Annotated in this window: 24 protein-coding genes and 2 pseudogenes; 8 read left to right on the forward strand and 18 right to left on the reverse strand. The window is 33.3% G+C overall.

Going from position 1 to position 25670, the window contains the following annotated elements:
- The first annotated feature begins 9 nt into the window (after nucleotides 1-9).
- From ACYX4H_RS11015 to ACYX4H_RS11050, 8 genes are all read left to right on the forward strand, one after another.
- A complete protein-coding gene (locus tag ACYX4H_RS11015; RefSeq protein WP_476236309.1) occupies nucleotides 10-3762 on the forward strand; it encodes an efflux RND transporter permease subunit in 3753 nt (1250 codons plus the stop codon).
- On the forward strand, nucleotides 3759-4994 hold the full coding sequence (locus tag ACYX4H_RS11020) for a TolC family protein (protein WP_476236310.1): 1236 nt from the start codon (nucleotides 3759-3761) through the stop codon (nucleotides 4992-4994). The genes ACYX4H_RS11015 and ACYX4H_RS11020 overlap by 4 nt, the downstream gene beginning before the upstream one ends.
- 4 nt (nucleotides 4995-4998) lie before the next feature.
- Nucleotides 4999-7494, forward strand: a complete 2496-nt coding sequence (locus ACYX4H_RS11025) for a heavy metal translocating P-type ATPase (protein WP_476236311.1) — start codon at nucleotides 4999-5001, stop codon at nucleotides 7492-7494.
- An 18-nt stretch (nucleotides 7495-7512) separates the two neighbouring features.
- Complete coding sequence (locus ACYX4H_RS11030; RefSeq protein WP_106688417.1) at nucleotides 7513-7995, forward strand: DUF305 domain-containing protein; 483 nt, start codon at nucleotides 7513-7515, stop codon at nucleotides 7993-7995.
- The gene (locus ACYX4H_RS11035) at nucleotides 7985-9763 is read left to right on the forward strand and encodes an efflux RND transporter periplasmic adaptor subunit (protein ID WP_054851355.1); all 1779 of its coding nucleotides are present in this window, start codon (nucleotides 7985-7987) and stop codon (nucleotides 9761-9763) included. Before ACYX4H_RS11030 ends, ACYX4H_RS11035 begins: the two co-directional genes overlap by 11 nt.
- 32 nt (nucleotides 9764-9795) lie before the next feature.
- The gene (locus tag ACYX4H_RS11040) at nucleotides 9796-10290 is read left to right on the forward strand and encodes a heavy-metal-associated domain-containing protein (RefSeq protein WP_476236312.1); all 495 of its coding nucleotides are present in this window, start codon (nucleotides 9796-9798) and stop codon (nucleotides 10288-10290) included.
- Between the two features lie 1083 nt (nucleotides 10291-11373).
- On the forward strand, nucleotides 11374-11814 hold the full coding sequence (locus ACYX4H_RS11045; protein ID WP_036123372.1) for a DUF6943 family protein: 441 nt from the start codon (nucleotides 11374-11376) through the stop codon (nucleotides 11812-11814).
- A 125-nt stretch (nucleotides 11815-11939) separates the two neighbouring features.
- Nucleotides 11940-12581 (forward strand): DUF6266 family protein, encoded by a 642-nt coding sequence (locus ACYX4H_RS11050; protein ID WP_054851354.1) that lies wholly within the window; start codon nucleotides 11940-11942, stop codon nucleotides 12579-12581.
- Nucleotides 12582-12660: 79 nt separating this feature from the next.
- Here the strand turns inward: ACYX4H_RS11050 and ACYX4H_RS11055 are convergent, their stop codons facing one another.
- The 18 genes and pseudogenes from ACYX4H_RS11055 to ACYX4H_RS11140 all read right to left on the reverse strand — a co-directional run bounded on the left by ACYX4H_RS11055 (nucleotide 12661) and on the right by ACYX4H_RS11140 (nucleotide 25476).
- Nucleotides 12661-13101 carry a toxin-antitoxin system YwqK family antitoxin gene (locus ACYX4H_RS11055; protein ID WP_476236313.1) on the reverse strand — a complete coding sequence of 147 codons (441 nt, stop codon included), beginning with the start codon at nucleotides 13099-13101 and terminating at the stop codon, nucleotides 12661-12663.
- Between the two features lie 69 nt (nucleotides 13102-13170).
- On the reverse strand, nucleotides 13171-13521 hold the full coding sequence (locus ACYX4H_RS11060) for a toxin-antitoxin system YwqK family antitoxin (protein ID WP_476236314.1): 351 nt from the start codon (nucleotides 13519-13521) through the stop codon (nucleotides 13171-13173).
- 159 nt (nucleotides 13522-13680) lie between these two features.
- Nucleotides 13681-14286, reverse strand: a complete 606-nt coding sequence (locus ACYX4H_RS11065; protein WP_476236316.1) for a hypothetical protein — start codon at nucleotides 14284-14286, stop codon at nucleotides 13681-13683.
- Between the two features lie 147 nt (nucleotides 14287-14433).
- Nucleotides 14434-14967, reverse strand: coding sequence for a hypothetical protein (locus ACYX4H_RS11070; protein WP_476236317.1), 534 nt, complete (start codon nucleotides 14965-14967; stop codon nucleotides 14434-14436).
- Between the two features lie 207 nt (nucleotides 14968-15174).
- Nucleotides 15175-15579 (reverse strand): hypothetical protein, encoded by a 405-nt coding sequence (locus ACYX4H_RS11075; RefSeq protein WP_476236318.1) that lies wholly within the window; start codon nucleotides 15577-15579, stop codon nucleotides 15175-15177.
- Nucleotides 15580-15674: 95 nt separating this feature from the next.
- A complete protein-coding gene (locus ACYX4H_RS11080) occupies nucleotides 15675-16160 on the reverse strand; it encodes a hypothetical protein (RefSeq protein ID WP_476236319.1) in 486 nt (161 codons plus the stop codon).
- Between the two features lie 28 nt (nucleotides 16161-16188).
- Nucleotides 16189-17625 (reverse strand): hypothetical protein, encoded by a 1437-nt coding sequence (locus ACYX4H_RS11085; RefSeq protein WP_476236320.1) that lies wholly within the window; start codon nucleotides 17623-17625, stop codon nucleotides 16189-16191.
- A 169-nt stretch (nucleotides 17626-17794) separates the two neighbouring features.
- Nucleotides 17795-18292: a hypothetical protein gene (locus ACYX4H_RS11090; protein ID WP_476236321.1), complete on the reverse strand. Its 498-nt coding sequence runs from the start codon at nucleotides 18290-18292 to the stop codon at nucleotides 17795-17797.
- Nucleotides 18293-18453: 161 nt separating this feature from the next.
- Nucleotides 18454-18960 carry a hypothetical protein gene (locus tag ACYX4H_RS11095; protein WP_476236322.1) on the reverse strand — a complete coding sequence of 169 codons (507 nt, stop codon included), beginning with the start codon at nucleotides 18958-18960 and terminating at the stop codon, nucleotides 18454-18456.
- 61 nt (nucleotides 18961-19021) lie between these two features.
- Nucleotides 19022-19873 (reverse strand): annotated as a pseudogene (locus ACYX4H_RS11100) (IS3 family transposase); the annotation flags it as partial.
- Nucleotides 19816-20274, reverse strand: coding sequence for a transposase (locus tag ACYX4H_RS11105; RefSeq protein WP_476236281.1), 459 nt, complete (start codon nucleotides 20272-20274; stop codon nucleotides 19816-19818). The gene ACYX4H_RS11105 and the pseudogene ACYX4H_RS11100, both read right to left, overlap by 58 nt.
- Nucleotides 20275-20480: 206 nt before the next feature.
- A complete protein-coding gene (locus tag ACYX4H_RS11110) occupies nucleotides 20481-21176 on the reverse strand; it encodes a hypothetical protein (protein WP_476236323.1) in 696 nt (231 codons plus the stop codon).
- Between the two features lie 163 nt (nucleotides 21177-21339).
- On the reverse strand, nucleotides 21340-21939 hold the full coding sequence (locus ACYX4H_RS11115; protein WP_476236324.1) for a hypothetical protein: 600 nt from the start codon (nucleotides 21937-21939) through the stop codon (nucleotides 21340-21342).
- Between the two features lie 164 nt (nucleotides 21940-22103).
- Nucleotides 22104-22562, reverse strand: coding sequence for a hypothetical protein (locus ACYX4H_RS11120; RefSeq protein ID WP_476236325.1), 459 nt, complete (start codon nucleotides 22560-22562; stop codon nucleotides 22104-22106).
- Between the two features lie 1075 nt (nucleotides 22563-23637).
- Nucleotides 23638-23936, reverse strand: a pseudogene (locus ACYX4H_RS11125) (type II toxin-antitoxin system RelE/ParE family toxin).
- The gene (locus ACYX4H_RS11130; protein WP_143381536.1) at nucleotides 23929-24177 is read right to left on the reverse strand and encodes a type II toxin-antitoxin system ParD family antitoxin; all 249 of its coding nucleotides are present in this window, start codon (nucleotides 24175-24177) and stop codon (nucleotides 23929-23931) included. Before ACYX4H_RS11130 ends, ACYX4H_RS11125 begins: the two are co-directional and overlap by 8 nt.
- A gap of 214 nt (nucleotides 24178-24391) precedes the next feature.
- Complete coding sequence (locus ACYX4H_RS11135) at nucleotides 24392-24811, reverse strand: hypothetical protein (RefSeq protein WP_476236326.1); 420 nt, start codon at nucleotides 24809-24811, stop codon at nucleotides 24392-24394.
- Between the two features lie 173 nt (nucleotides 24812-24984).
- Complete coding sequence (locus ACYX4H_RS11140; RefSeq protein ID WP_476236327.1) at nucleotides 24985-25476, reverse strand: hypothetical protein; 492 nt, start codon at nucleotides 25474-25476, stop codon at nucleotides 24985-24987.
- Nucleotides 25477-25670 lie beyond the last annotated feature (194 nt).

The following is a 25670-nucleotide window of genomic DNA, read 5'->3' on the forward strand; positions in this document are numbered from 1 at the left end:
ATCAATCATATGCTAAATAAAAGCATCAAATTTTTAATAGAAAACAAACTCATTGCAGTTTTACTACTTGTCCTTTTTATTGGATGGGGAACTGTTAATGCACCTTTTAATTGGGATACAGGATTTTTGCCAAGTAACCCTGTAGCAGTAGATGCTATTCCCGATATAGGTGAAAATCAACAAATCGTATTTACCAAGTGGGATGGTCGTTCCCCACAAGATATAGAAGACCAAATAACCTATCCATTAACCACATCATTATTGGGTATTCCTGGAGTGAAAACCATTCGTAGTTCCTCTATGTTTGGGTTTTCAAGCATCTATATCATTTTTGAAGAGGATATAGAATTTTACTGGAGCAGAAGTCGTATTCTCGAAAAACTTAATTCCTTACCAAGTGGTTTATTACCCGAAGGTGTTAATCCAGCGTTAGGTCCAGATGCCACAGGATTAGGACAAATATTTTGGTACACACTTGAAGGTCGTGATGAGAACGGTAATGTAACAGGTGGTTGGGATTTACACGAATTACGTAGTATTCAAGATTACTATGTTAAATATGCCTTGTCCTCTGCAAGCGGTGTTTCTGAAGTTGCATCAATTGGTGGTTATGTTCAAGAGTACCAAGTGGATGTAAACCCAGAACTAATGCGTCAATATAACATTGGGTTACATCATATTGTTAAAGCTGTAAAAGAAAGTAATAAGGATATTGGCGCACAAACCTTGGAAATTAACCAAGCTGAATATTTAGTTCGTGGTTTGGGGTATGTAAAATCCATTGCAGATATTGAAAATGCTGTAGTTGATTCTGAAAATTTCACTTCAATAAAAATTAAAGACATTGGAAAAGTTTCATTAGGTCCAGCAACAAGACGAGGTTTATTGGATAAAGAAGGTGCTGAAGTTGTTGGTGCTGTTGTGGTGGCTCGTTATGGAGCAAACCCAATGGAAGTCATTAATAACGTAAAGGAAAAAATTAATGAATTAAGTGCAGGATTACCTTCAAAAGTTTTGGCAGATGGAAGAACATCACAAGTTACCATAGTGCCTTTTTATGACAGAACAGAATTGATACAAGAAACTTTAGGTACACTCAATGAAGCCTTAACTCTTGAAATATTGATTACCATTTTGGTTATAATCATTATGGTGTTTAATCTTCGAGCTTCTGTCTTGATTTCAGGATTATTACCAGTTGCAGTCTTAATGGTATTTATTGCGATGAAACTCTTTGGTGTTGATGCTAATATTGTGGCATTATCAGGTATTGCTATTGCTATTGGTACAATGGTCGACGTAGGTGTCATACTATCAGAAAACATTATAAGGCATTTGGATGAAAACGAAAATGTCATTCCGACAGAGCAAGGAACGAGCGACGAGGAATCTCATAAAAAGTTACCCATAAACACAGTAGTCTATAACGCAACAGCTGAAGTGTCTGGTGCAATCGTAACCGCAGTTATGACAACTATTATCAGTTTCATTCCTGTATTTACAATGATTGGCGCTGAAGGTAAATTGTTCAGACCATTAGCATTCACAAAAACCTTTGCATTAACAGCTTCTATAATAGTAGCGTTGTTTTTAATTCCACCGTTTGCTGCATTTTTATTCAGAAAGAAAAACATCAAAAACACTTTTAAATATGTTTTAAATGGTGTTTTAATAGCATTGGGAATCGTAGCCATAGTCTATGGATATTGGTTAGGATTAATTTTAATTGCGTTTGGGATTACAGCAGGTCTTAATCTTCAAAATAAGATAACAGACAAACAAGCGAATCTTACCAATATCATTATTTCAGCATCAGCAATAGTGTTCCTATTAGCGGAATATTGGAGACCTTTAGGAGTTGATAAAAGTATCTTCTGGAACCTCATCTTTGTTGGTGTCATTTGCTTTGGCTTATTGGGTGTTTTCTCATTGTTTATCAGGTATTATACTCGAATTTTAAGATGGTGTTTAGATAATAAATTACTATTTCTTTCAATTCCAACTGCAATTGTCATTGCTGGTTTTTTCATTATGAAAAACACAGGCAAAGAATTTATGCCATCGTTAAATGAAGGTTCTTTTTTATTGATGCCTACTTCTATGCCACATTCTGGTGTAGAAGAAAATAAGCGTGTTTTACAGCAGTTAGATATGGCAGTTGCCAGTATTCCTGAAATCGAAACTGTAGTTGGAAAAGCAGGTCGTACAGAATCTGCATTAGACCCAGCACCACTATCAATGTATGAAAATGTTATTCAGTATAAGTCAGAATATATGCTGAATGAAAACCGAGAACGTCAACGCTACAAAGTGAATAATGATGGCTTGTTTGAATTAAAAGATGGTCGATTTATCGCAAATCCAAATAATACAGAAAATGTCACCTTGAGCACAGTCGAAAGGTCTCAACTCATTCCAGACAATAATGGAGAGTTCTATCGAAATTGGAGACCTGAAATACAATCACCAGATGATATTTGGAACGAAATTGTAAAAGTGACCAAATTACCAGGCGTAACGTCTGCACCAAAGCTACAACCTATTGAAACCCGATTGGTAATGTTGCAAACAGGAATGCGAGCACCAATGGGTATTAAAATAAAAGGGCAAGATTTAAAGCAGATTGAAGCGTTTGGAATGCGATTAGAAGATATTTTAAAACAAGCTGAAGGTGTAAAAGATGAAGCTGTTTTTGCAGACCGTATTGTAGGTAAACCCTATTTGTTAATTGATATTGATAGAGAGAAAATTGCTCGTTATGGCGTAACCATTGAGGAAGTTCAAAATGTTTTGAAAGTGGCTGTTGGTGGTATGGTATTAACACAGACAGTAGAAGGTCGTGAGCGTTATGGTGTTAGAGTTCGTTACCCAAGAGAATTAAGAGCAAATCCAACCGATTTAAAACAAATCTATGTGCCTGTTGAAAAAGGAAGCCCTATTCCTTTAAGTGAATTAGCGACTATAAAATATGAACAAGGTCCACAAGTAATTAAAAGTGAAGACACTTTTTTAGTTGGCTATGTGTTATTTGATAAAATGGATGGTTTTGCAGAAGTCAATGTGGTAGAAAATGCACAAACCTTAATTCAAGAAAAGATAGATAGTGGCGAATTGGTAGTCCCAAAAGGTATCAACTACCAATTTACGGGAACGTATGAAAACCAATTAAGAGCAGAAAAAACCTTGTCGGTTGTTGTGCCTTTAGCGTTGGCAATCATTTTCTTAATTCTGTATTTCCAATTTCGTTCAGTAGGGACATCACTAATGGTATTCACAGGTATTGCAGTTGCTTTTGCTGGTGGTTTTGTAATGATATGGCTCTATGGTCAAGATTGGTTCTTAAACTTCAATGTCTTTGGCGAAAATCTACGTGATTTATTCCAAATACACCCAATTAATTTAAGTGTTGCAGTCTGGGTAGGGTTTATTGCACTATTCGGAATTGCAACCGATGATGGTGTAGTTATGGCAACCTATTTAACTCAAACATTCGGTAGAAATACACCGGATAATAAAAAGGAAGTAAGAGCATCTGTTGTAGAAGCAGGAGAAAAACGTATCAGACCTTGTTTAATGACTACAGCTACGACCATTTTAGCATTATTACCAGTATTAACATCTACAGGAAGAGGTAGTGATATTATGATACCTATGGCAATACCAAGTTTTGGTGGAATGCTTATAGCCTTAATCACTTTGTTTGTTGTACCAGTATTGTATAGCTGGAAAGCAGAAGTTCAACTTAAAAGAACATCAAAATGAAATATAAATCAATACAAATAAAAATCGTCTTGGCTCTTGGCTCTTGTTTCTTGAGTCTTTTTGCGAATGCTCAACAATTAGAAATACTTATCGATGAAGCCTTAACAAACAATCCAGAAATTCAAAAGTTTGAGTTACAATACAAAAGAGCTTCCGAAAAGGTAAACGAGGTCAACACCATTCCTAATACCGAATTTGGTGTTGGTTATTTTGTGAGTGAGCCAGAAACACGAACAGGTGCACAACGCTTTAAAGTATCTGCTAAACAAATGTTACCGTGGTTTGGGACTATTACTTCGAGAGAAAATTACGTGAGTTCATTGGCAGATGCTAAATACGAAGACATTGTCATCGCAAAGCGAAAACTAATGGCTTCGGTATCACAATCCTATTATAATCTATACGCTAACAAAGCAAAGCAAGAGGTTTTAACTGAAAACATCAAACTATTAGAAACTTATGAAACGTTGGCATTAACTTCTGTAGAGGTTGGTAAAGCATCCGCAGTAGATGTGTTGCGATTGCAAATGCGTCAGAACGAAATGCAACAATTAAAAGATGTATTGCAACAACAGTTTTTAGCAGAACAAACTAACTTCAATAATCTATTGAATAGAGATAATGATGTTACCGTGAATGTGGTAGATAGTTTAATGATACCTTCAGAAGACTTTGATATTACTTTTGAAAAATTAGTATTACATCCTGAATTACTAAAATTTGATAAACTCTATCAATCCATAGAGCAATCAGAATTATTGAATCAAAAAGAAAGCAGTCCAATGATTGGTTTTGGATTAGATTATATCAATGTTGCTGAAAGACCAAATATGGATTTCAGCGATAACGGAAAGGATATTGTAATGCCAATGGTTTCGGTATCTATCCCAATTTTCAATAAGAAATATAAATCCCAAACCAAACAAAATGATTTGCAACTGCAGGAAATTACTGCTCAAAAACAGGAACGTTTAAATGCATTGGAAACGCTTTTAGACAAAGCGAATAACGAACGCATTTCTGCAAGAATAAGTTATGCTACCCAAACCAAAAACCTACAGCAAGCCAAAGATGCAGAAGACATTTTAATCAAAAGCTATGAAACAGGAACGATTGATTTTAATGATGTTTTGGATATTCAAGAGTTGCAGCTAAAGTTTCAAATGAACCAAATAGAATCTGTGAAGACCTACTATGTGCAAAGTACAATCATTAATTATTTAATTCAGTAAAACAATGACACACACATATTACATACACGGAATGACCTGCAACGGTTGTCGCAGTCACGTTGAGGAAACGCTCTCTAAAGTAGGAGGTGTTTCAAAAGCAACAGTCGATTTAGATAAGGCAGAAGCTAACATAGAAATGGAATCACATATTCCCATAGAAACATTTCAAGAAGCCTTAAAAAAGGATGGTGGTACATATAGCATTCATAAACAAGGTGAACACCATCAGCATTCAGAAGCTAAAAAGGAAAAGCAACCTAAAGGTACAGGCATATTTTATTGTCCTATGCATTGCGAAGGCGATAAAATCTATAACAAACCAGGTGATTGTCCTGTTTGCGGAATGGATTTGGTGGAAGAACAAAATCTATCAGCAACTTCAAAGGAACAATGGACGTGTCCGATGCATCCAGAAATTGTAAAAGAAGAAGCAGGTTCGTGTCCTATTTGTGGGATGGATTTAGTGCCAATGGAAGCAGATAGTTCAGCAGAAGAAAAAACGTATAAAAAACTTTTAAAGAAGTTTTGGATTGCAACCGCATTCACCTTACCAATTTTTTTAATTGCAATGAGCGAAATGCTCAATAACAATCCATTGTATGATATAATGGAACAAAAAAATTGGAATTGGATTCAGTTTGTTTTATCCATTCCAGTTGTCTTTTACGCTACGTGGATGTTCTTTGAGCGTGCTTATAGAAGCATAAAAACGTGGAATCTCAATATGTTTACACTTATTGGAATCGGTGCAGGTGTGGCTTGGTTATTTAGTGTATTTGGGATGTTGTTTCCAGATGTATTTCCTGAACAATTTAAAACTGAATCAGGCGCAGTTCACGTCTATTTTGAAGCAGCAACAGTTATTCTAACGTTAGTGCTTTTAGGTCAGTTGTTAGAAGCTCGTGCCCATAGTAAAACCAATTCGGCAGTAAAAGAACTGTTGAAATTAGCACCTAATAAGGCCATAAAAATAGTAGATGGTGAAGAAGTTGAAGTCAGTATTGACGAGATAGAACTTAATGATATTCTAAAAGTGAAACCAGGAGATAAAATTCCTGTGGATGGTGTGATAACTGAAGGCGAAACAACTATTGATGAATCTATGATTACAGGCGAACCTATTCCTGTAAACAAATCTCAAGAAGATAAAGTAAGTAGCGGAACCATTAATGGGAATCAATCCTTTTTAATGAAAGCAGAAAAGGTAGGAAGTGACACTTTATTATCACAAATCATTCATATGGTTAATGATGCCAGTAGAAGTCGTGCACCTATTCAAAATTTAGCAGATAAAGTTTCAGGCTATTTTGTGCCAGTTGTAGTTCTTATTTCTATTATCACATTTATTGTATGGTCTATTTGGGGACCAGAACCAGTTTATGTGTATGCGTTTGTCAATGCAATTGCAGTACTAATCATTGCTTGTCCTTGTGCTTTAGGTTTAGCAACACCAATGTCTGTAATGGTTGGTGTGGGTAAAGGTGCTCAAAATGGTGTATTGATTAAAAATGCTGAAGCTCTTGAAAAAATGGATAAGGTAAATACGCTTATCGTTGACAAGACAGGAACAATTACCGAAGGAAAACCAACAGTTGAAACCGTTGGAGCTTTTAATGATGCTTTAAGCGAAAAAGAAGTGTTACAATACATCGTGTCATTAAATACAAATAGCGAACATCCTTTGGCAGAAGCGACAGTTAAATATGGCAAAGAACACAACGCAGAAATTTTAAAGTCCGAAGATTTTAGTGCTGTTACAGGAAAAGGTGTTGAAGCTAAAATTGATGGAAAAAATGTAGTATTAGGTAATCCTAAAATGATGGAATATGCTAAAGCGGATATTACTTCTAAAATGAAAGACGAAGCTAAATCTTACCAAGAACAGGGTAAAACAGTTTCTTATTTGTCAATAGATGAAACCGTAGTTGGATATGTAGTTATAGGCGATAAAATAAAAGAAACAAGTGCTAAAGCCATTAAAGCACTTCAAGATAAAGGGATAGATGTAATAATGCTAACAGGTGATAATCACAATACAGCACAAGCAGTAGCATCAGAACTAAATCTTGCAGATTTTAAAGCCAGTATGCTACCAGAAGACAAACTCAAAGAAGTAGAGAAACTACAAAAAAATGGAAAAGTAGTTGCTATGGCAGGTGATGGCATTAATGATGCACCAGCATTGGCAAAAAGTGATGTAGGTATTGCAATGGGTACGGGAACAGATGTAGCGATAGAAAGTGCTATGATAACACTCGTAAAAGGCGATTTACACGGTATTGTAAAAGCAAAAAATTTAAGTAATGCTGTAATGAAGAACATTAAGCAGAACCTATTTTTTGCACTTATTTATAACACTTTAGGTGTGCCTATTGCAGCAGGAGTTTTGTTTCCATTCTTTGGAATATTGCTCTCGCCAATGATAGCAGCTTTAGCAATGAGTTTTAGCTCTGTTTCAGTTATTGGAAATGCACTACGATTAAGAACAATTAAAGTTTAACTATAAAATCAAATAATTATGGAAAATTCAAAAGAACACTCAAACAAAGGAAATTACAAAACCTTCTTTATAATGTTGGCTTGCTCATTTGTAGCAATGTACATCACAATGTATCTAAACACCTATGCAATAGACCACGTGTGGTTTAGCTTAACCCGATTTTATATGACCTGTTTAGGTATTTCAGCAATGGCAGTAATAATGTGGTTTTTTATGCGAAAAATGTATAATGATAGAAAGAAAAACATAGCCATACTTGCAGGTAGTTTTATCCTGTTTGTAGGTGCATTAGGATTAGTAAGAACACAAGCACCAATCATTGGTGACGTACTATGGATGAAAGCAATGATACCACATCATTCTATCGCTATTTTAACAAGTGAAAGAGCAGATATTCAAGACCCAGAAGTTAAAAAATTAGCAGAAGACATTATAAAAGCACAACGTAAAGAAATAGAAGAAATGAAAGCAATGATAAAACGATTAGAGAATGAAAAATAATAAAATAGTCATATATATTGGCATACTCGTAGTAGGTGTGTTATTGGGTTGGTTGCTTTTTGGTGGCTCATCAAATGAAGAAATAGACCATAATCACGATGCGGTTGCAGCAACCAATCAAATGTGGACGTGTTCTATGCATCCACAGATTATGCAACCAGAGCCAGGCGACTGCCCCATTTGTGGTATGGATTTAATTCCTGCGGAAAGCGGAAGTGATGGCTTAATGGCAGACCAATTTAAACTAACAGAAAATGCGATGGCATTAGCCAATATTCAAACAACTGTTGTAGGCAAGGGAAATGTTGAAGGCAACACCATAAAGTTATCTGGTAAAATTGCTGAAAACGAAGAAGCCAATGCAGTACAGGTAAGTTATTTCGCTGGAAGAATTGAACGTTTGAATGTGAGTTTTACAGGCGAAGAAGTTCGTAAAGGTCAATTATTGGCAACCATTTATTCGCCAGAACTCTATGCAGCACAACAAGAATTAATCACAGCAGCTTCTTTAAAAGAATCTCAACCTGCTTTATACAAAGCAGTCCGTAATAAATTGAAATTATGGAAACTCTCTGAAAATCAAATCAACCAGATTGAAGAAACAGGAAAAGTAAAAGAAAACTTTCCTGTTTATGCAACCGTTTCGGGTACTGTTACAGAAAAATTGGTAGAGCAAGGCGATTACATCAAACAAGGACAACCCTTATTAAAAATTGCCAATCTCAACACAGTTTGGGGAAACTTTGATGTGTATGAAAATCAGATTGACCGCTTTAAAAAAGGACAGGAAGTGATGATAACAACCAATGCTTATCCTAATAAAGAGTTTAAAGGTAAAGTTGATTTCATTGACCCAGTTTTAAATACGAAAACAAGAACTGTAACCTTACGTGTTGTTTTAAGCAATAAGGACGATGTATTTAAACCAGGAATGTTTGTAACCGCAAATATTGAAGGCAGTACAGCTAAAAATGATGAAGTATTATCAATTCCTGCATCTTCTGTATTATGGACAGGTGAACGTTCTGTGGTGTACCTTAAAACAAATCCAGACCAACCTATTTTTGAAATGCGTGAAATTAAATTAGGCAATCAAATTGGTAATGAATATGAAGTTGTAGAAGGTTTATTTGTTGGAAATGAAATAGTGACTAACGGAACATTTACGGTTGATGCAGCAGCACAATTACAAGGCAAAAAGTCTATGATGAATAAAGATGGTGGTAAAGTAATGACTGGACACGAAGGTCATTTAGGTATGGATAACAATGCATCTAACAAAGAAAGTGACCACACTAATATGAATGAGCGTTTGGAAGTATCAGAGAAATTTCAACAACAGTTAAATAGTGTTTACAATGCGTATATCAATTTAAAAGATGCTTTAGTAAAAGAAGATTCAATAAGTACTTCAGCAAACGCAACAACTTTATTAAATAAATTGAACAAAGTAGATATGAAATTGTTGTCAGATAATAAGGCGCATAACCATTGGATGTCATTAGAAGGCGAAATAAAATCTTCTGCAACTTCAATTTCTGAAACGTCCGATATAAAATCACAAAGAGACCATTTTAAACATTTATCATCACATCTAATCAATGCTGTACAACTATTTGGTATCAATGAAAAGGTCTATGTAGAATTTTGTCCAATGGCAGATAACAATAATGGTGCTTATTGGTTAAGCAAAGAAGAAAAAGTAATCAATCCATACTTTGGCGAAGCAATGCTAACCTGTGGTGAAGTAAAACAAGTAATAGAATAATAAATCAAGTAATAACAATTAAATTTTAAACAATGAATTTTTCAAAGAAAAATCACGCACACAAAAACAAAAATGTAATCGACGTGAGTAAAAAAGTAATTTTAAGTGTAGCTGTAATAGCAGCATTAGGTTTAACAAGTTGTAAAAACGAAACCAAAAAAGAAACAGAAACCACAACTACTGAAATGTCAAAAGATATGGCAATGACAGACCTGTCTTTTGGTGTAAGAGGAAATTGCGGAATGTGTAAAAACACTATCGAAAAAGCAGCTAACGGTGTTGAAGGTGTTGCAAGTGCTAATTGGGATGTCGATAAAAAGAAGATTGATGTGTCTTTTGATGATACAAAAACCGATGCAATGGCAATCCATAAAGCAATCGCAGCTTCAGGATATGATACCGAAAAAGTAGCAGGTGATGAAGAAGCATATGATGGTTTACCAGGTTGTTGTAAATACGACCACGAAATGATGATGAATCAATCTGGTGAAGAAGAAAGTGATGACCATTCAAATCACGACCATTAAGCAATAATGAAAGAGTCTTTTTCGGAAGGCTCTTTTTTATTCCCCACAACCCAAAACCCAGTTTTTTCGTACCTCAAAATCCTCTATCTTTTGTGTTGTTCCGCTCACCTAACAAGTTTAGCGTTTTTTTGTCTTTAAGGTAATAGCATATTACAGCTTTGGTTTTCATAAAATCAAACCAAACTGCAATAAGCTATTCTGTTATTATTATATCATAAAACCCTAAACTCACCCAAGCTATGTTACATAATACAAGTTATAGTAGCAAAAATCCTTTCAAAGGTTTGCTAACGCAGTATTCTTATATTTTCGTAGCTATAACTGGTATTATGTAAAATATCCGCAATTCCAACGCGCAATTCCGAACATTTAACCACATTTTGAACTAACATTAAACATTTAAACATTTTAAGGTTTCCGTTAATTGATAATAATATTCGTTATCTCATTCAAGCTGCACAAAACCATCGTTAAGTCCAAGTATTCCTTACCTCAAGTCTTTGTTTGTTTCATTTCGTTAACAAATATAAAAGTCCACTTTTCCCCACCACCCAAGTCAGCGGTTATAAAAAAATAGGTTTATAAAGTGTAGTAATACGCCATAGCATATTGCTTTTTCTCGTGCTTCAAAAAAAGCAATTAGCTATTGTCTAAAAGTCCTGTATAAGTAGCTTGTTTAAATGCTGTTTTATCAAACAACTATTTAAAACGCTACCCATACAAACGCTTCATCCAACACTTAATAACAAAATGCAACCTATTTTTTTAAGTGTTAATTCCCCAGAAAAGTTAAAGGCAATTTCAATCAAGTTTAAACCAATTTGAAATATTAAAATAAAAAAAGATGGCAAATATATGTGGCTACATCTGCCAACCGCACAAGGCTATAAAGGTCAAGCCCTACGGGTTTTGAATAAAACTTTTTTCAATACCTTTTTTTTTGATTTAGTCATTCAATAAAAAAACTTTTATCCAAAAACCTTGACAGCCTTACCCACGCCACAACAACTATGGCTATCTTTTTTCTTTTCAAAAAAAAATAATGGCGCGAAGCGTAGCGAAGCAATTTTAAATTGGATAGCTATGTCAACTTTTGAACTAAAAACACACCAAGTCGGAAAAGCTTACTCAAACCCTCATTTTTTTATACTAAACAAAGGGCTAAACAGCGGAAAACCACTCTTAAAATCCTGTGCTAACTGTTTCGTTGTCACTACTACAACAGAAGAGGTAAAACACACACTTTTTAACTTATCTATGATGTTACAAATAGGCGGTTTTTACGCTTACCATTTAAAAGGAAGTGTTATTCCGTTTATTTCAATAGATGATTGCAGAAATACTCTAAAAAATAGTTTTATATCATTAATAAATAATGAATTTCAATTGCAAAAGCATATTAATATAGTGTCAGCGATTAGTAAAAAAGAAGCCGAACTTCAAAAAGTCATTTCAAAAATGGCAGATTTGAAAGTATCATACATTCAAAGTTTATTTTCTAAAATGCAAAAAGAAGCAATCTAAAGCAACAAAATCCATATCTAACGAATAGCATAAAACTTGCCATATATTCAGTCGGAAGGTACAACTTCGTGTTAAGTCCGTACCAAGTCCGAAGAAAAATAAGTTTCATTTAAATTATTTATGTTATGGGTAAAATTTCCCAAGGTATTTTAGGAGGGCTTTCAGGTAAGGTTGGAAACGTTATCGGTGGAAGCTGGAAAGGAATTGATTACATTAGAATTAAACCCTCAAGTGTAGCCAATCCAAGAACTGTTGGTCAAGTAAACCAAAGAACAAAGTTTACTGCCACTTTAGAATTTTTACAGGCTGTAAAGCCTTTTATTAAGTTAGGGTATAAAGGATTAGCAGTTAAGAAAACAGAATTTAATGCTGCAATGTCGTATGTGTTGAATAATGCGATTACAGGTACAGAACCTAACTTTGTTGTTGACTATCCAAACGCTTTAGTAAGTCGCGGAGGTTTATCTGGTGCGTTAAACCCGACGACTGATTTAGCAACTGCTGGAGAAGTAACTTTTGGGTGGGATGATAACTCTGCCGAAGGTAACGCAAATGCAACTGATAAAGCGATGTTGTTGGTTTACAATCCCTCAAAAAAGGAATCTATTTCTTTACTTGATGGAGCAGACAGAACAGTAGGTTCTCAAATTGTTTCAATCCCAACAACTTATGCAGGAGATACGGTAGAGTTATTTATGGCGTTTATTACTGCTGATGGTAGTCAAGTATCAAACAGTATTTATTTAGGCTCTGGTACAGCTAATTAATGCTTGGTGTTTTTATTTGGAAACCGCTCTAATCGAGCGGTTTTTTTTGTGCTATATTAGTAGCTCAATTTATTGATGTTTACTCTTTATTTATTCTTTTTATGTATTTTTTGCACCCTATTTGTTGCCCAAATGCCTTAACGTCAATAGACATAAGGATAGTTAAATATTGTATTGAATTATAGAAATATTGTTTGTCAATTGGTTCGTCGTCTTTAAAAATTCCTTCGTATTTTGTATTTCCGTTTTCGTAAAATTCACGATAAACTCCGTTTTTATCGAGGTCGATAATTTCACACTCCGTTTTTAAAAATCCGTTCGGAAAATATTCTTTGAAACTCTCTTTTTCAATGTCATCTTTTAACTCTTGGATTACTCGTTGAATTTTTAAGGAACCGTCTTCATAATATTCCGTTTCGACAGTTCTTTTTAAGTCGTGTCCATCGTGTTCTGAATATTCATAAGAGTAAGTTGAGATTTTTTCCAAAAGTCCATTTTCATAGAATTCTTGAGTTCCCATTTCTTTGTCGGCAGTATAAAAGTCAATCCAATATAATTTTCCGTTTTTTTGGTAATGGAAAAAATTTCCTTATCTTAAACCACAGAAATAGTTGTATTTAGATTCAAGAATTCCATTTTCGTAATAGTCTTTCCATTCTCCGTGTTTTTTTCCTTTTCTGATTGTCGAATTATTGCCAACTCCACAAGTTAGTTTGTAAATTTTTGAATGATTAGTTTCATATTCACAATTCTTGAATTCTCCAGTTGTTTTTATTTGTCCGTTTTTATAATATTCAGTGTATTTTCCAATTAAAACACTATCGGTTAAAAATCCCTGAATTTTGATTTGTCCATTATCATACTTCTCAACATATTCAGTCTGCGAGTAAATCAAACTTGAAACTAAAATGGTAAAAAGTAATGACAATTGGTTTTTCATAAAGTTGGTTTCAGCTTGTGGCTAACGGTCTCGTATAACCGTCAGTTACGGATAAATATACGAAGTTTTTCGGTTTAGCACTGACGTTAGCAATTCCGAGTGGATTCGGACGTAGTCGAATCCGCCGTAATTGCGGTTATACATTGTTGTAAAACGTTTTTATTCCACAATAATCGCTTTAGGCAATATTCCTCTACTTTCAAACATAAAACCGAAGTTAGGCTTATTTTCAATTCCATTTAATTCCTCAATTATATTCAGTAATAGTTTTTTCGTTTCGTTTATTTTTTTTGTGCTATCAACATTTATACTAATCAGCTTTTTCTCGTTTTTTAGTGAGTAATTCCTATCATTTGTTGGGTTGAAAAGATGATTTTTCAGAGCAAATTTCAAACTATCAATTGGGAATTTTAGGTTGTAATTTACAGTAATACTATCAGTATTTACATAAAGTACTTCTCTTAATTTGTAATCAAATATACTTTCGCAAAATTGTAATGGTTGGATTTTATAAACTTTGTCTTCAGTTTCCAATTTAAACATAGCATATTCACTTAAACAGTCAGTTTCATCCAAAATTTTTATAACTGCATTGTAATTCTTAAGTGTATCAATATCGTATTCAACTAATTCGTTATCGACCAAACGAAAAGTCATAAAACGTTGAATTGGTTTTTCAATCGCAACTCGTTTTTTTCCGTTATTGTTTTGTCCACAAGCAGTCAGCAGAAGAATTAAAATCAGTATGGATAATGTTGCTCTCAAATGTTTTACAACGGTCTCGTATAACCGTCAGTTACGGGTTAAATTAGCGATTATTTTCGGTTAAGAACTGGCGTTAGCAATTCCGAGTGGATTCGGACGTAGTCGAATCCGCCGTAATTGCGGTTATACATTGTTGTAAAACGTTTTTTATTTATCAAACAATCCACGAGCGGTTAGTACTCCTTTTTTCTTTTCGTTAAATAACTTTTCAATGCTTTCTCCATTCAGTCCTTCCCAAGTTCCGTTTTTGCTTTTCTGTACTTGGTCATATTGATATTTTTGATGAAAATAATGACCTTTTTCCTTATTCAAGGAAATATATAAAATCACATTTTTATAGCTTTCAAAACCTGGTCGCCCATAATGGTCATAAGCAACAAATTCAATCGTATCTGTTTTCAAGTCATTAAACACATTTTTAAGAACTCTATATTTGTTTTTGAATCCGTAATCCATAACATAACTTACTATCCGAATCGTATCTCCAGTTATTGAGTCAATTTCTATTCGAATATTATTTTCATTTGGGTCAAATTCAATTACGGATATTTTTTCTCCGATAAAAGCATAAAGATTTACAGAATCATCTTCCATTTTAAATTCCGATTTCTGTCCGACTTTAGTTGATTTACAACTAATCAGTATTATCAGAATTCCTAAAATTTGAAGGATGCGATTCATTTCGTCAAATGTTTTACAACGGTCTCGTGTATGAGCAGTAGCGGATCTCGGAAGACAAAACTTTCAGTTTAGCACCAACGCAAGCTACTGCAAAAATTCATTTGCTAATTTACGAAAAGCAAATGAATTTGCAGTAGCGACAAAGAACGCAATAACCTCGGATTAGGCACTTAATCCGCTATTGCTTATACACATTGTTGGCAAACGTTATTTATTAATCGACACAATTTCAGGCCCGTATGAATAAATTGATAGGTCCTTGTTTTGAGTAACGAAAGTGATTCTTGCTAAATGATAGGTTTCATTTTCTTCAGGAAGAATACTAATGGTGTCTAAAAAGATATTGCTGTTTATGATTAATCCCTTGTCAATTTTATATAAAGCCTTTTGAATATTTGATTTAAAACCAGTGTTTGGTTTCTCAAAATACGCTATTGTTTTTTCTTCCTTTTCGGTTGCATCATGAATAAACGAAGCGATGATACCCTTAAATCTCAATAATGCCATTTCTGGATTGTTCTCTATTTTAGCACCAATATAATCATGGTATTCCTTTAAGGGATTTTCTGTAAATTCGGGCACTATTATAAAAGAATCAAACTCTCTAGACATAAAATTTCACTTATTCAATATAGTATACTCATTTGCTTTCCTTAGTTAAACAAGAAATTAGATTATCACAAACTCAATGAAAGTAGAATCTAACATTAATTTTTCTTTTCATTTTCTTTACGAATTTTCGCGTAGTTTATTTCAAAATCGTGCCTACGCTTCTTTTTATATTTGCCGTCTTTGGTGTAGTAAAAAGTGATATCTTCACTTTCTGCGTTCAAGTAAATTTGAGTTTTTTCTCCTTCTTGGTTAGTTACATGAAAAGTGATACGCCTTTTGTTATTATCGTCAATTTCATATTTTATGATGTGAAATACTTCTTCTGTCTCTCCCAATTTTTTTATGATGGTTTTGGCAACTTCGTCTATTACAATTTCAAAAGTTCCTTCTGGTTCGTTTTCCCACCAACAAGGTAGTAATCCATTAACATCATAATCTATAACTTTGGGATCACCATCAGTAGATCCTTCACAAGTACACTCATGATATTTTTTTTCAGCAGTTAAATATAAAGTCTGGGCTTGGCATAGGTTACCAATTACTATTAATAAAATAAAGAGAAAGGTCTGTTTTAAATTCATGTTTTTTTTGACTAAGTGGGTTGATATATTATTCTTGATATTCGAAATTATGTTCTTTTACTTTTTCAAACAGCGCCTGTGTTAGTTCATTTCTAGGATGAAAATAAATGTAGTCCATTCTCCATCTCATTCCATGAGTGCCATACATACCAGTAGATGGAAAATAAGCAAGATCTAATAGCACATTATATCCTTTGGATTTTGCCAATGTTATAGCTTCGCCTTGCAATGACTTATAGACTTGGTATTGAAATTTTTCAATATGGTGTCTAGATGCTCTTTGATAGTCTCTACCTTGATATTGGGTTTCTAGTTTTTTTAGGAAATTGATAAATTCTGCATTATTAGATATTAAATGGTTTGCCAAAGCATCAAGATCTACTTTAGCAATTTTTGCATGCTCTATGCCTACTTTTAGTTTTGCTGAATCCCATTTTAGTTTTGATTTTACCATAGACGTTATATCGCCACCTTCTTTTAACCCTAGTAATATACGATCGGTCAGCTCAGGGTATTTTTTTTCAGTTTCTGTACTGATTATTCTAAAATCAGAAGTGTTTAATACCAAATCAATATTGTTTAATTCACATATATATTTTATGGCACTTCTTACTTTATCGTAATGTTCTTTGTTTGAGCTTGCTCTTTTAGATTCTATTTGAGCTTTGTAAGTTTTTTTTTCCTCTTCTAAGGCTACACGTTTAGTCTCTGCAATTTGTTCTTGTATTTTCAGTTCTTTTTTGAGTTCATTAATGGACTCTTCATTTTTATTGTCCTTCTTCTCATTAAATAAAAGGACTTGAATCCTATTTTTAAGTTTAGTTATGGGTTCGGATATCTCATAACTTTTTTCTAAGAAGTATATGTATTTTGATTCATCATGAAAAGATATAGGATTTTCAAACTTCATGATGTCTATAAAGCCTATTTTAAGGGTTTCTGATGAGGGTAGTTTGTCAATACTTTGTAGGTTATTATTAGCTACAATTTCTGTAATATCAAGATGAGGATTACGGTAAATAACAAAAGAATTAAAAAGATTCGTGTTTGAACCAAACATACAATCTAAATTTAGGCTCGTAACCATATTTGATAAAACACTATCCATGGCAGCATAGTAATGTTGAGTTGTTCCGAAATCATCTTTGTTTTCTCTACTTATTTTAAAATCATTTTCAAATTGTGGTAAAAGGTCCTCATAATAAAATTTAGCATATGAAAGTTCGTCTTTTTTTGTCTTGTTATTATCTGGTGTTTTTGACAATGCAAGATTAACACTATCTATCTTTTTCAATAAATCTTTGTAGGTTATGTCGAAATATACATTTCTTAACTTCTGAAATTTTTTGTATTCAGGACTTTTTGTTTGCAGGTAATCTGCTTTTACAGTTCCAACTGTTTGTGCCTTTATCTGTAAAGAAAAAATAGAAATTATAATGTAAATAAGGTGTTTTTTTAATATCATAAAATTATTGTTCAGTAAAAGTTTTAAATAATAATGGTCATTTTAGGTTATGTTTGCCAACGGTTTTGGCTATGATACGTTGCGGAAAAATCCGCAGGATTCTTTCCGCCATAGCCGAAAGATAGTAAAATTGCAATGAAATTCCGATAGGAATTTCAGCCGCAATGGATTATAGCCGTTGTTGTACCTCGTTTTTTTTTAGTTTTGTTATTCCGATTATTTCAGTCAGTTTATTTATTCCGTTTTTTGATATAATTCTAAATGCTAATTCCGTGAAAATAAATCTAAAAACAACGATAGCCATTAAAGTCGGAATTATTAAAGAAATTATAATCTCTTTTTCTTTTGTAAATAATGCTATTAAAAATCCGATTATTGGGAATAAAAAGATAAGTGATAGCATTACTCTGAAGGCTTTATGAATTCTGATTTCAAGAGTTCCGTTGTACGATTCAACTTTTCCCTCTAAAACACAAAATGCTCCACGTCCAGGTTTTGATGAAATTATTTTAAATCCGTTTCTGTTTACTTGTCCGATAAATGCTTTTTTTGTCCATTCCGAAACAAGAGAGTCAGTTATCATTGTGTTTTTTTCCAGTTCAGACAACGCATCTGAACTTTCTTTTTTAAGTTCAAATTGATAATTGTTAGTCGGAAATATTTTCATTTTACGTTCAGTTTGGAAATGAGGTACAACGGTCTCGTATAACCGTCAGTTACGGGTTAAATTAGCGATTATTTTCGGTTAAGAACTGGCGTTAGCAATTCCGAGTGGATTCGGACGTAGTCGAATCCGCCGTAATTGCGGTTATACATTGTTGTAGCCAGTTATTGTTCTCTATTAAGTGTCATTTCGAAAAACTGACTCCAAGAGTTTTCTCTCTTATATTCACCAGTTTCATACCATTGTCCTTTCTCATTTTGCCATATTATATATCGTACATTATCATTTGGATACCAGTATAGCTTGTTCTCGATAATTTCAGCTTTAAACTCTGCATTCATTCCGCTTGGTAAATATGAGCGAAATATATAATTGTCATTAGTTTTATCATACGTTAATATTGCAAGTGCATTGTGGACAATTTTCCCTTTCGATATTCCTTTTCCCTCAATAAGAACAGCAGTTGAGTCTAATTTAAATTCAATTCTTTCTGTTTGTTCAAATTCTGATTTTCCATTTCGTCCCATCATCCAACCAGTTCCTTTCCAGTTGCCAACCATAAAATCCAATTTTTTTATTTTAGCTTTAGAAATTGAGTCAGTTTCAGAAGTTTGAGAAAATCCTAATGTTGAGATTAAAAGAGTAATTGTAATTGTCAGATAAAATTTCATATTGATTTTGTGTATTATACTGAAATAGGTTGACTTTTTTTTGATAGCTATATTTTAATATTTAGATGTGGAGTTGGTGTAAATTTACATTATTTTTTCGATAAGATCTGTATTCGATGTTCGGATTAAGATGAACTTCTGCAGGTTTTCTTAAGTTAAGGCTAAAATGTGCTCTAAGGTTATTATAGATATATACTGCTTGTTGTGTTAATTTCTGAGCTAATTCAGTGTTTTTAATAGTTTGTTTTAAACCGTATTCGTGTTTTAGTGTTCTGTTAATACGTTCAGCAACTGCATTTTCGTAAGGATCATATTGTTCTGTCATACTCATTGTAATATTATTATCTTCTGCAAACTGCGTGTATTTAGGATTGCAGTACTGGAAGCCTCTATCAGAATGATGAATGATTTTAAGATGAGGATATTTTCTGTTTTTAATGGCCATATCGAGCGCTTTTGTGCAAAGAGATGTTCTCATATGGTTATCGAGATTATATCCCATAATTTGCTTAGAATAGGCATCTGTAACTAAAGCAAGATAGTTGTGTCCATTTTCAGTTTTAATGTAGGTAATATCACTTACCCATAGTTGTTCTGGTCGGGTAGGGACGTGGTCTTTTACAAGGTTCTTATATTTTTTGTACATATGGTTTGAGTTAGTCGTTGTGATGTAATTTTTAGTTTTAGGAACGAGAAGATTATTTATTCTAAGGAATCTATAGAATTTATCTCTACCGATCTTAATATCAGCGTTTATGAAATCCTGTTTTAGTTCCGTATAGAGTTTGATTCCCCCCGTTTTAGATCCTACTTTTTTACGGTAGTCCTTGACCATTTTAATAAGCTTTTGCTGGTCTATTTCTTGTTTTTGTTGAGCTTTGATTCTTTTGTAGAAGGCTTGTTTAGATATCCCAAAACATCCATAGAGCCATTTTCTTTTATACGGTTTTTCTTTTTTAACTCTATCTCTTTTGCTAATGTTTTGGGTAATGACTTTTTTGACATATCGACACCTGTAATCAGTTCCATATCAGCGATTATGTCTTGTTGAAAGTCTTTTTGAAACTCCAGTTCTTCGATCTTTTCCTTTAACTTTTTAATTTCATCGTTTTTACTCATACCATTATTTTGTTGCACTAAGGTACTGTATTTTCTTAACCAATAGGAAATAGTTGTTCTTGGGACATCATATTTTTTAGAAGCCTGGTTGTTGGAGATATGTCCTGTAAGAATTTGGTCAACGACTAAAAGTTTAGTCTCTAAAGTTACTTTTTGGTAGCTTTTTTTTCGCCAGTGTTCATTTTGTGTTTTCATAAGTGACTATAATTAATGGTTTAAATTTTAGTCAACCTATTTCAGGAAAGTTCAGCTTGGTAATGTGTTACAACGGTTTTGTATATGATACGTTGCGTGGTTTAGCACGTAATTTAGCAAATAAAAACCGAATAGAAAATCCGCGAGGATTTTCGTAAGTAGGCTAGAACCAAGCAATTAATTTTATACATTGTTACCTGCAGGCTTTATTCACGTTCATTGTTCAAATATTGTTCAATTTTTTCGTGTAAATTTTCTTTAATCCATTTATTCATTTCCACTTTGTCTTTTCCATCAGAAGCATTCCAAGGACTTTCCTCGTTTAAAATGACTTTCTCATTTTCCAAGTCGTAAAGTGAATGATATAAATTCCCACGTTCCATTATTAAATAGTCATTTTTGATAAAAATCCGAATATTTTCCAAGTTTTTGGCTGCCTCATCGTAATTCCATAATATTTTTTCAATATCATTATCGGTTTTTAATCTTTCTCGGTTTAATCGTTCTTCTCCTTTCCATTTTTCTTTTTTCCACTTAACAATATTCCATTCCATATCGTCAAATCCAGCCATAGTAAAATAGAGAACATAAATATCGTTTCCATATTCTACTTTTTGTTGATATAAATAATCTTTGAAAAATTTCTGATAAATGTTCATTTTTATTTCTGAATACTTTTGAAATCCTTCGCTGTTAAGTCGATTACTTGTTGTGTCTTTATATTTCTCCGCTATTGTTACACTATCAATTAAAATTTTCTGTTCTAATAATTCCGATAATTCTAAATCTCCAATTTGCTCAAAATAATATTCTATTGTTCTGTCCTCAATCTTTTCAGTTTGAGTTTTACAGCTTATTGAACAAGCTATTAATAAAATTAAGGTCAAATTTTTCAAATTCATACGTAATGTTTTTTTTAGCTTGCAGGTAACGGGTTTGGCTATGGTTTCGTTGCGTGAAAATCCGCGAGGATTTTCCGCCGTGCACCGAAGATAGCAAATTTGCGAGGACTTTCCGAGAGGAAAGTCAGAAGCAATGAACTATAGCCGGTGTTGGTAGTAGGTTTTATTCATTTAACATTCTGTTTTTAATGAAATCATTCTCAAATTCAATTATTACTTTTTCTCTGTATTTCATATGAGATATAACACTAATTAAAGGTAAATCTTTATACATATAATTCAGATAGTCAATTTTCTCTGCTTTTCGGGTTAGAACGTAATCTGTATTTAATTCCGAACGTATTCTTCTTCCTAAATTTTCATCTGTTATTAACGCCAAAATTTCCGTTCTATATTTTTCTAATTTAGAAATGAATTCAGTCGCATTTTCATTGTATTTTTCTCCAATGAAGAAAAATTCGTTTACTAATTCTTTATTTGAGAGTTCTCCATTGTAATCAGTTGGGTCGTCAATTTTATTAATTAGTTCGGAATAAGTGTTGTCCAAATAGTTCAGGTATTCTGTGGTTAAGCTATGATATAATTGAGTTGATTCATCATTAATGAGGTTTTCATTTGATAGATTTTCAGCAATTTGGTCTTTCAACATTCCGCTAGAATGAACAAATTCTTCATTCAATAATCCATACATTGAGTATGGTTCATTCTCTTGCTTACAAGACGATGTAATTATCAATAAAAGTAAAAGTGTGATTTTTTTCATGTGGTTTTGTTCAACTTACTGCCAACGGCTTCGTATAACCCGTCAGTTATCGGGCTAAATTAGCCAAAAGTTTTTAGTTATTAACTAGCTTAAGCAATTCTGAGTGGATTCGGACGTAGTCGAATCCGCCGTAATTGCGGTTATACATTGTTGGCATTTCGTTTTTATTTTTCAATTAAATCTCTCGGCAATTTATTCTCAAATATATATACGTTTTTTTCATCAGGAATTGTCTCGTTATGAATTATTAAATTCAAATTGTTTTCAAAATATAAATTTATTCCGAAACTCAAATCGTTATCTTTTTTCCAAACTAATTCTTTCCATTCTACCAATTTCTTTCCGATATATTTTTCAAATTCAGGAAATAAAATTTCGGTTAATTCAGTTGGATAGCTAAATTCAGCATCTTCATTTTTGAACGTTTTAATTTCCTCAATTGATTTTCCGCTATTTCGAATTGTAGTTATTTCATCTGTTGAGACAACACTAATCCAATTATCAAATTCCAAATATGAAACATTGATTCTATCAACTAATTCTCCATTTAAGAAAAAGGATTGAATTCGACCTTTTTTCAGTCTTTTATCAATCATAGAATCTAATATTTCTTTTCCGTTCATAATTTTCCGTAAATGAATGCCAACGGTTAACGGCTAGAAATTCGTTGCGGAAAAATCCGCAGGATTATTCCGCCATAGAACGAATTTAGTAAAAAGAAATGAATTTTCGGAAGAAAATTCAGTCGCAATGATTTTTAGCCAATGTTGTTTTTAGTAGCGGCCCACAAGAGTAAGCAGAGGCAGCTTGCGTGTCTGTTATTTTATCCGCAGCGTTTATTTAGTCGGCAATTTATTGTCGGTTAAATTTTTTATCCAAAGTGTTATTTTTAGCTTTCAGATTTAATTTTTTTTAAAATCCGCAACAGTAGTTTTTCGCGCAAAGTTTGAAGTTTTAAAGAATCCGAGTGATTATCGGTTGCAGTTTTTTTCAGCGTTTTGCTGAAAGTCGGTCGCAGTTGAGTGATCAAATTTTAACCGGCATTTTGAGAATCGGATTTTTTTTAAAGAGTTCGAGTGAGCGTCGGCCGCTATTGAAAGCAACGGTTAACGGCTAGAAATTCGTTGCGGAAAAATCCGCAGGATTATTCCGCCGTAGAACGAATTTAGTAAAAAGAAATGAATTTTCGGAAGAAAATTCAGTCGCAATGATTTTTAGCCAATGTTGTTTTTAGTAGCGGCCCACAAGAGTAAGCAGAGGCTGCTTGCGTATCTGTTATTTTATGCGCAGTGTTTATTTAGTCGGCAATTTATTGGTTGGTTACATTTTTTATCCAAAACGTTAATTTTTAGCTTTCAGATTTAATTTTTTTTTAAAACCGCAACAGTAGTTTTTCGCGCAAAGTTTTAAGTTTTAAAGAATCCGAGTGATTATCAGTTGCAGTTTTTTTTCAGCGTTTTGCTGAAAGTCGGTCGCAGTTGAGTGATCAAGTTTTAACCGTCATTTTGTGAATCGGATTTTTTTTAAAGAGTTCGAGTGAGCGTCGGCCGCTATTGAAAGCAACGGCCTCGGCTATGAGTAGTTGCGTGGTTTAGCACTTAACTTTGCAAGTACACACCGAACTGAAAATCCGCGAGGATTTTCAGAAGTAGGCGAGAACAAGCAATTACTTTTAGCCATTGTTGGGTGTAGTTTTTATTATTCGGTTATTCTCCTTTTCAAATCCATTCGTTCGTGTAAAATTCTCGTGATTTCGATTGGATTCACTTCTGATTTGCGATAGAATATTACGTGTCGATTTGCTTTTAGTCCGAAAAGGTCAGATTTAATTCCGTCATAATTTTTTCCAAGTTCTGGATTGTTAGCAATGTCTTGGCAAATATCCAGAAGCATATCATAATATCTGTCGGCTTGATTTTCAGACCAATTTTCAACTGTATATTCCCAAATTCCATTTAAGTCACTACAGCCTTATTGGTCAACTCGTATTTAGCCATTCTGTCTGCGTTTAGCTTTTAATTCCTCAAGATTTTTTTTAGGGTCGAAATCGTGAGCAATTCCGCTATCTATTCCTTCTTGAATAGCATTTCTTAACGCAATAACTTTACTTTCTTCATTTTCCAATAATCGAAGTCCAGCTCTGATTACTTCACTTACGTTTTTGTAACGTCCAGCAGAAACTTGAGTTTGTACAAACTGGTCAAAATAATTTCCGAGTGATATTGATGTATTTTTCATTCCGTTTTAATTTTAATCAAATATACCAATTTTTGGTAAAATAATCAAATTTGTGGATTTTCGCTCAAATTACACCCAACGTGTTTGTATATGGAAAGTTGCGGGTTTGCGTGCGAGGATTTTCCGAAGGAAAATCAGACGTAGCAAACGTGCAACGACCTTTGTTTTAGCACAACACCAGCAATTTTTTATATACGGTGTTGGCAGTAGGCTTTTATTCTTTGTTCAATTTCATTAATATTAATCGGTTAGGATTTAATTCTAAAATAAGATATTTATTTCCGAAATCGCCCAAGGAAATAGTCGTTGACAAAGTCCGATTACTTTGATCAATTTTCCACGTTCCTATTTTCGGTGTAGTTTCTCCATCGTTCTTTTCAGAGTTTTTCGGATATCCAGCTTTAAGTCCGCCGTTCCAGTAAAATATTGTTACTAATTCTTTGTATTCGCTGTTATATTCTAATCTTTTAGTCAATATAATTCTATCATTTGGTTCAATTTTATTGACTTCCCAGACTTCTGAATCGTTGCCATATAAGTATCTCACATTAATATTTTCTGCGTTTTGGTTTTGTCCGCTAACAAGTCCAAAAGTTAAGAAGGTTAAAATTAATATCAGATTTTTATAATTCATCGATTTTCAGCTTACTGCCAACGGTCTCGTATAAGAATAGTTGCGGTTTTGTGTGCGAGGATTTTCCGCAGGAAAATCAGACGTAACAAAACTGCAACTACCTTTGTTTAAGCACTAATGTAGCAATTATTTTTATACATTGTTGGCAATAGTTTTTTATTCCGTTTAAATTTCTAAAGACTATTTAATTCTGCTAATTTGTCGAGTAATAAACTCCTATAACTTTCTATGTAATCTGGATATATAGCATTTCTGAAACGCCAAGATTTATGAAATCCATTATTGTCTTGATATTCTAAATAATATCCTCCATTTTCATTTGTACAATTGGTGCAGTCTAAATATCCATTTGGCTCATCAAATATTTCATTCGGTAATTCAGTAATTAATGATTCAAAATCTTGGTAATTTGCGTTACTCATAAGCTGAAAATTACCTTCAAAAAATGTGCTTTCAGGATAATTATAATCGACGTCTCTATAAATATTTTCAGAGTCTATTTTGTAAATCGTAGAACAATCGCCTGAACAGCTTGAATCTGCAAACCAACCAAAAATAAGTGTTCCGTTTCTTTGAGTGCTTTCGTTTCCATTGTCATCATCAGAACTGCATCCAAACAACGTTAATATTAATGATAAGGTTAAAATAAAATTCAGTTTTTTCATTGTGTAAAATTTGGTTTAAATTGTTGCCAACGGTTTTGGCTATGATTTCGTTACGGAAAAATGGGCGACCATTTTTCCGACGTTGACCGAAAGATAGCAAAAATGGATGGAATTTCCGCGAGGAAATTCCGCCGTAATGAATTATAGCCGTTGTTAGCTTTTAGTGCTTTTATAATTCATTCCGTTTTTTGTTT

Source organism: Seonamhaeicola sp. ABD4_340, from assembly GCF_056312135.1.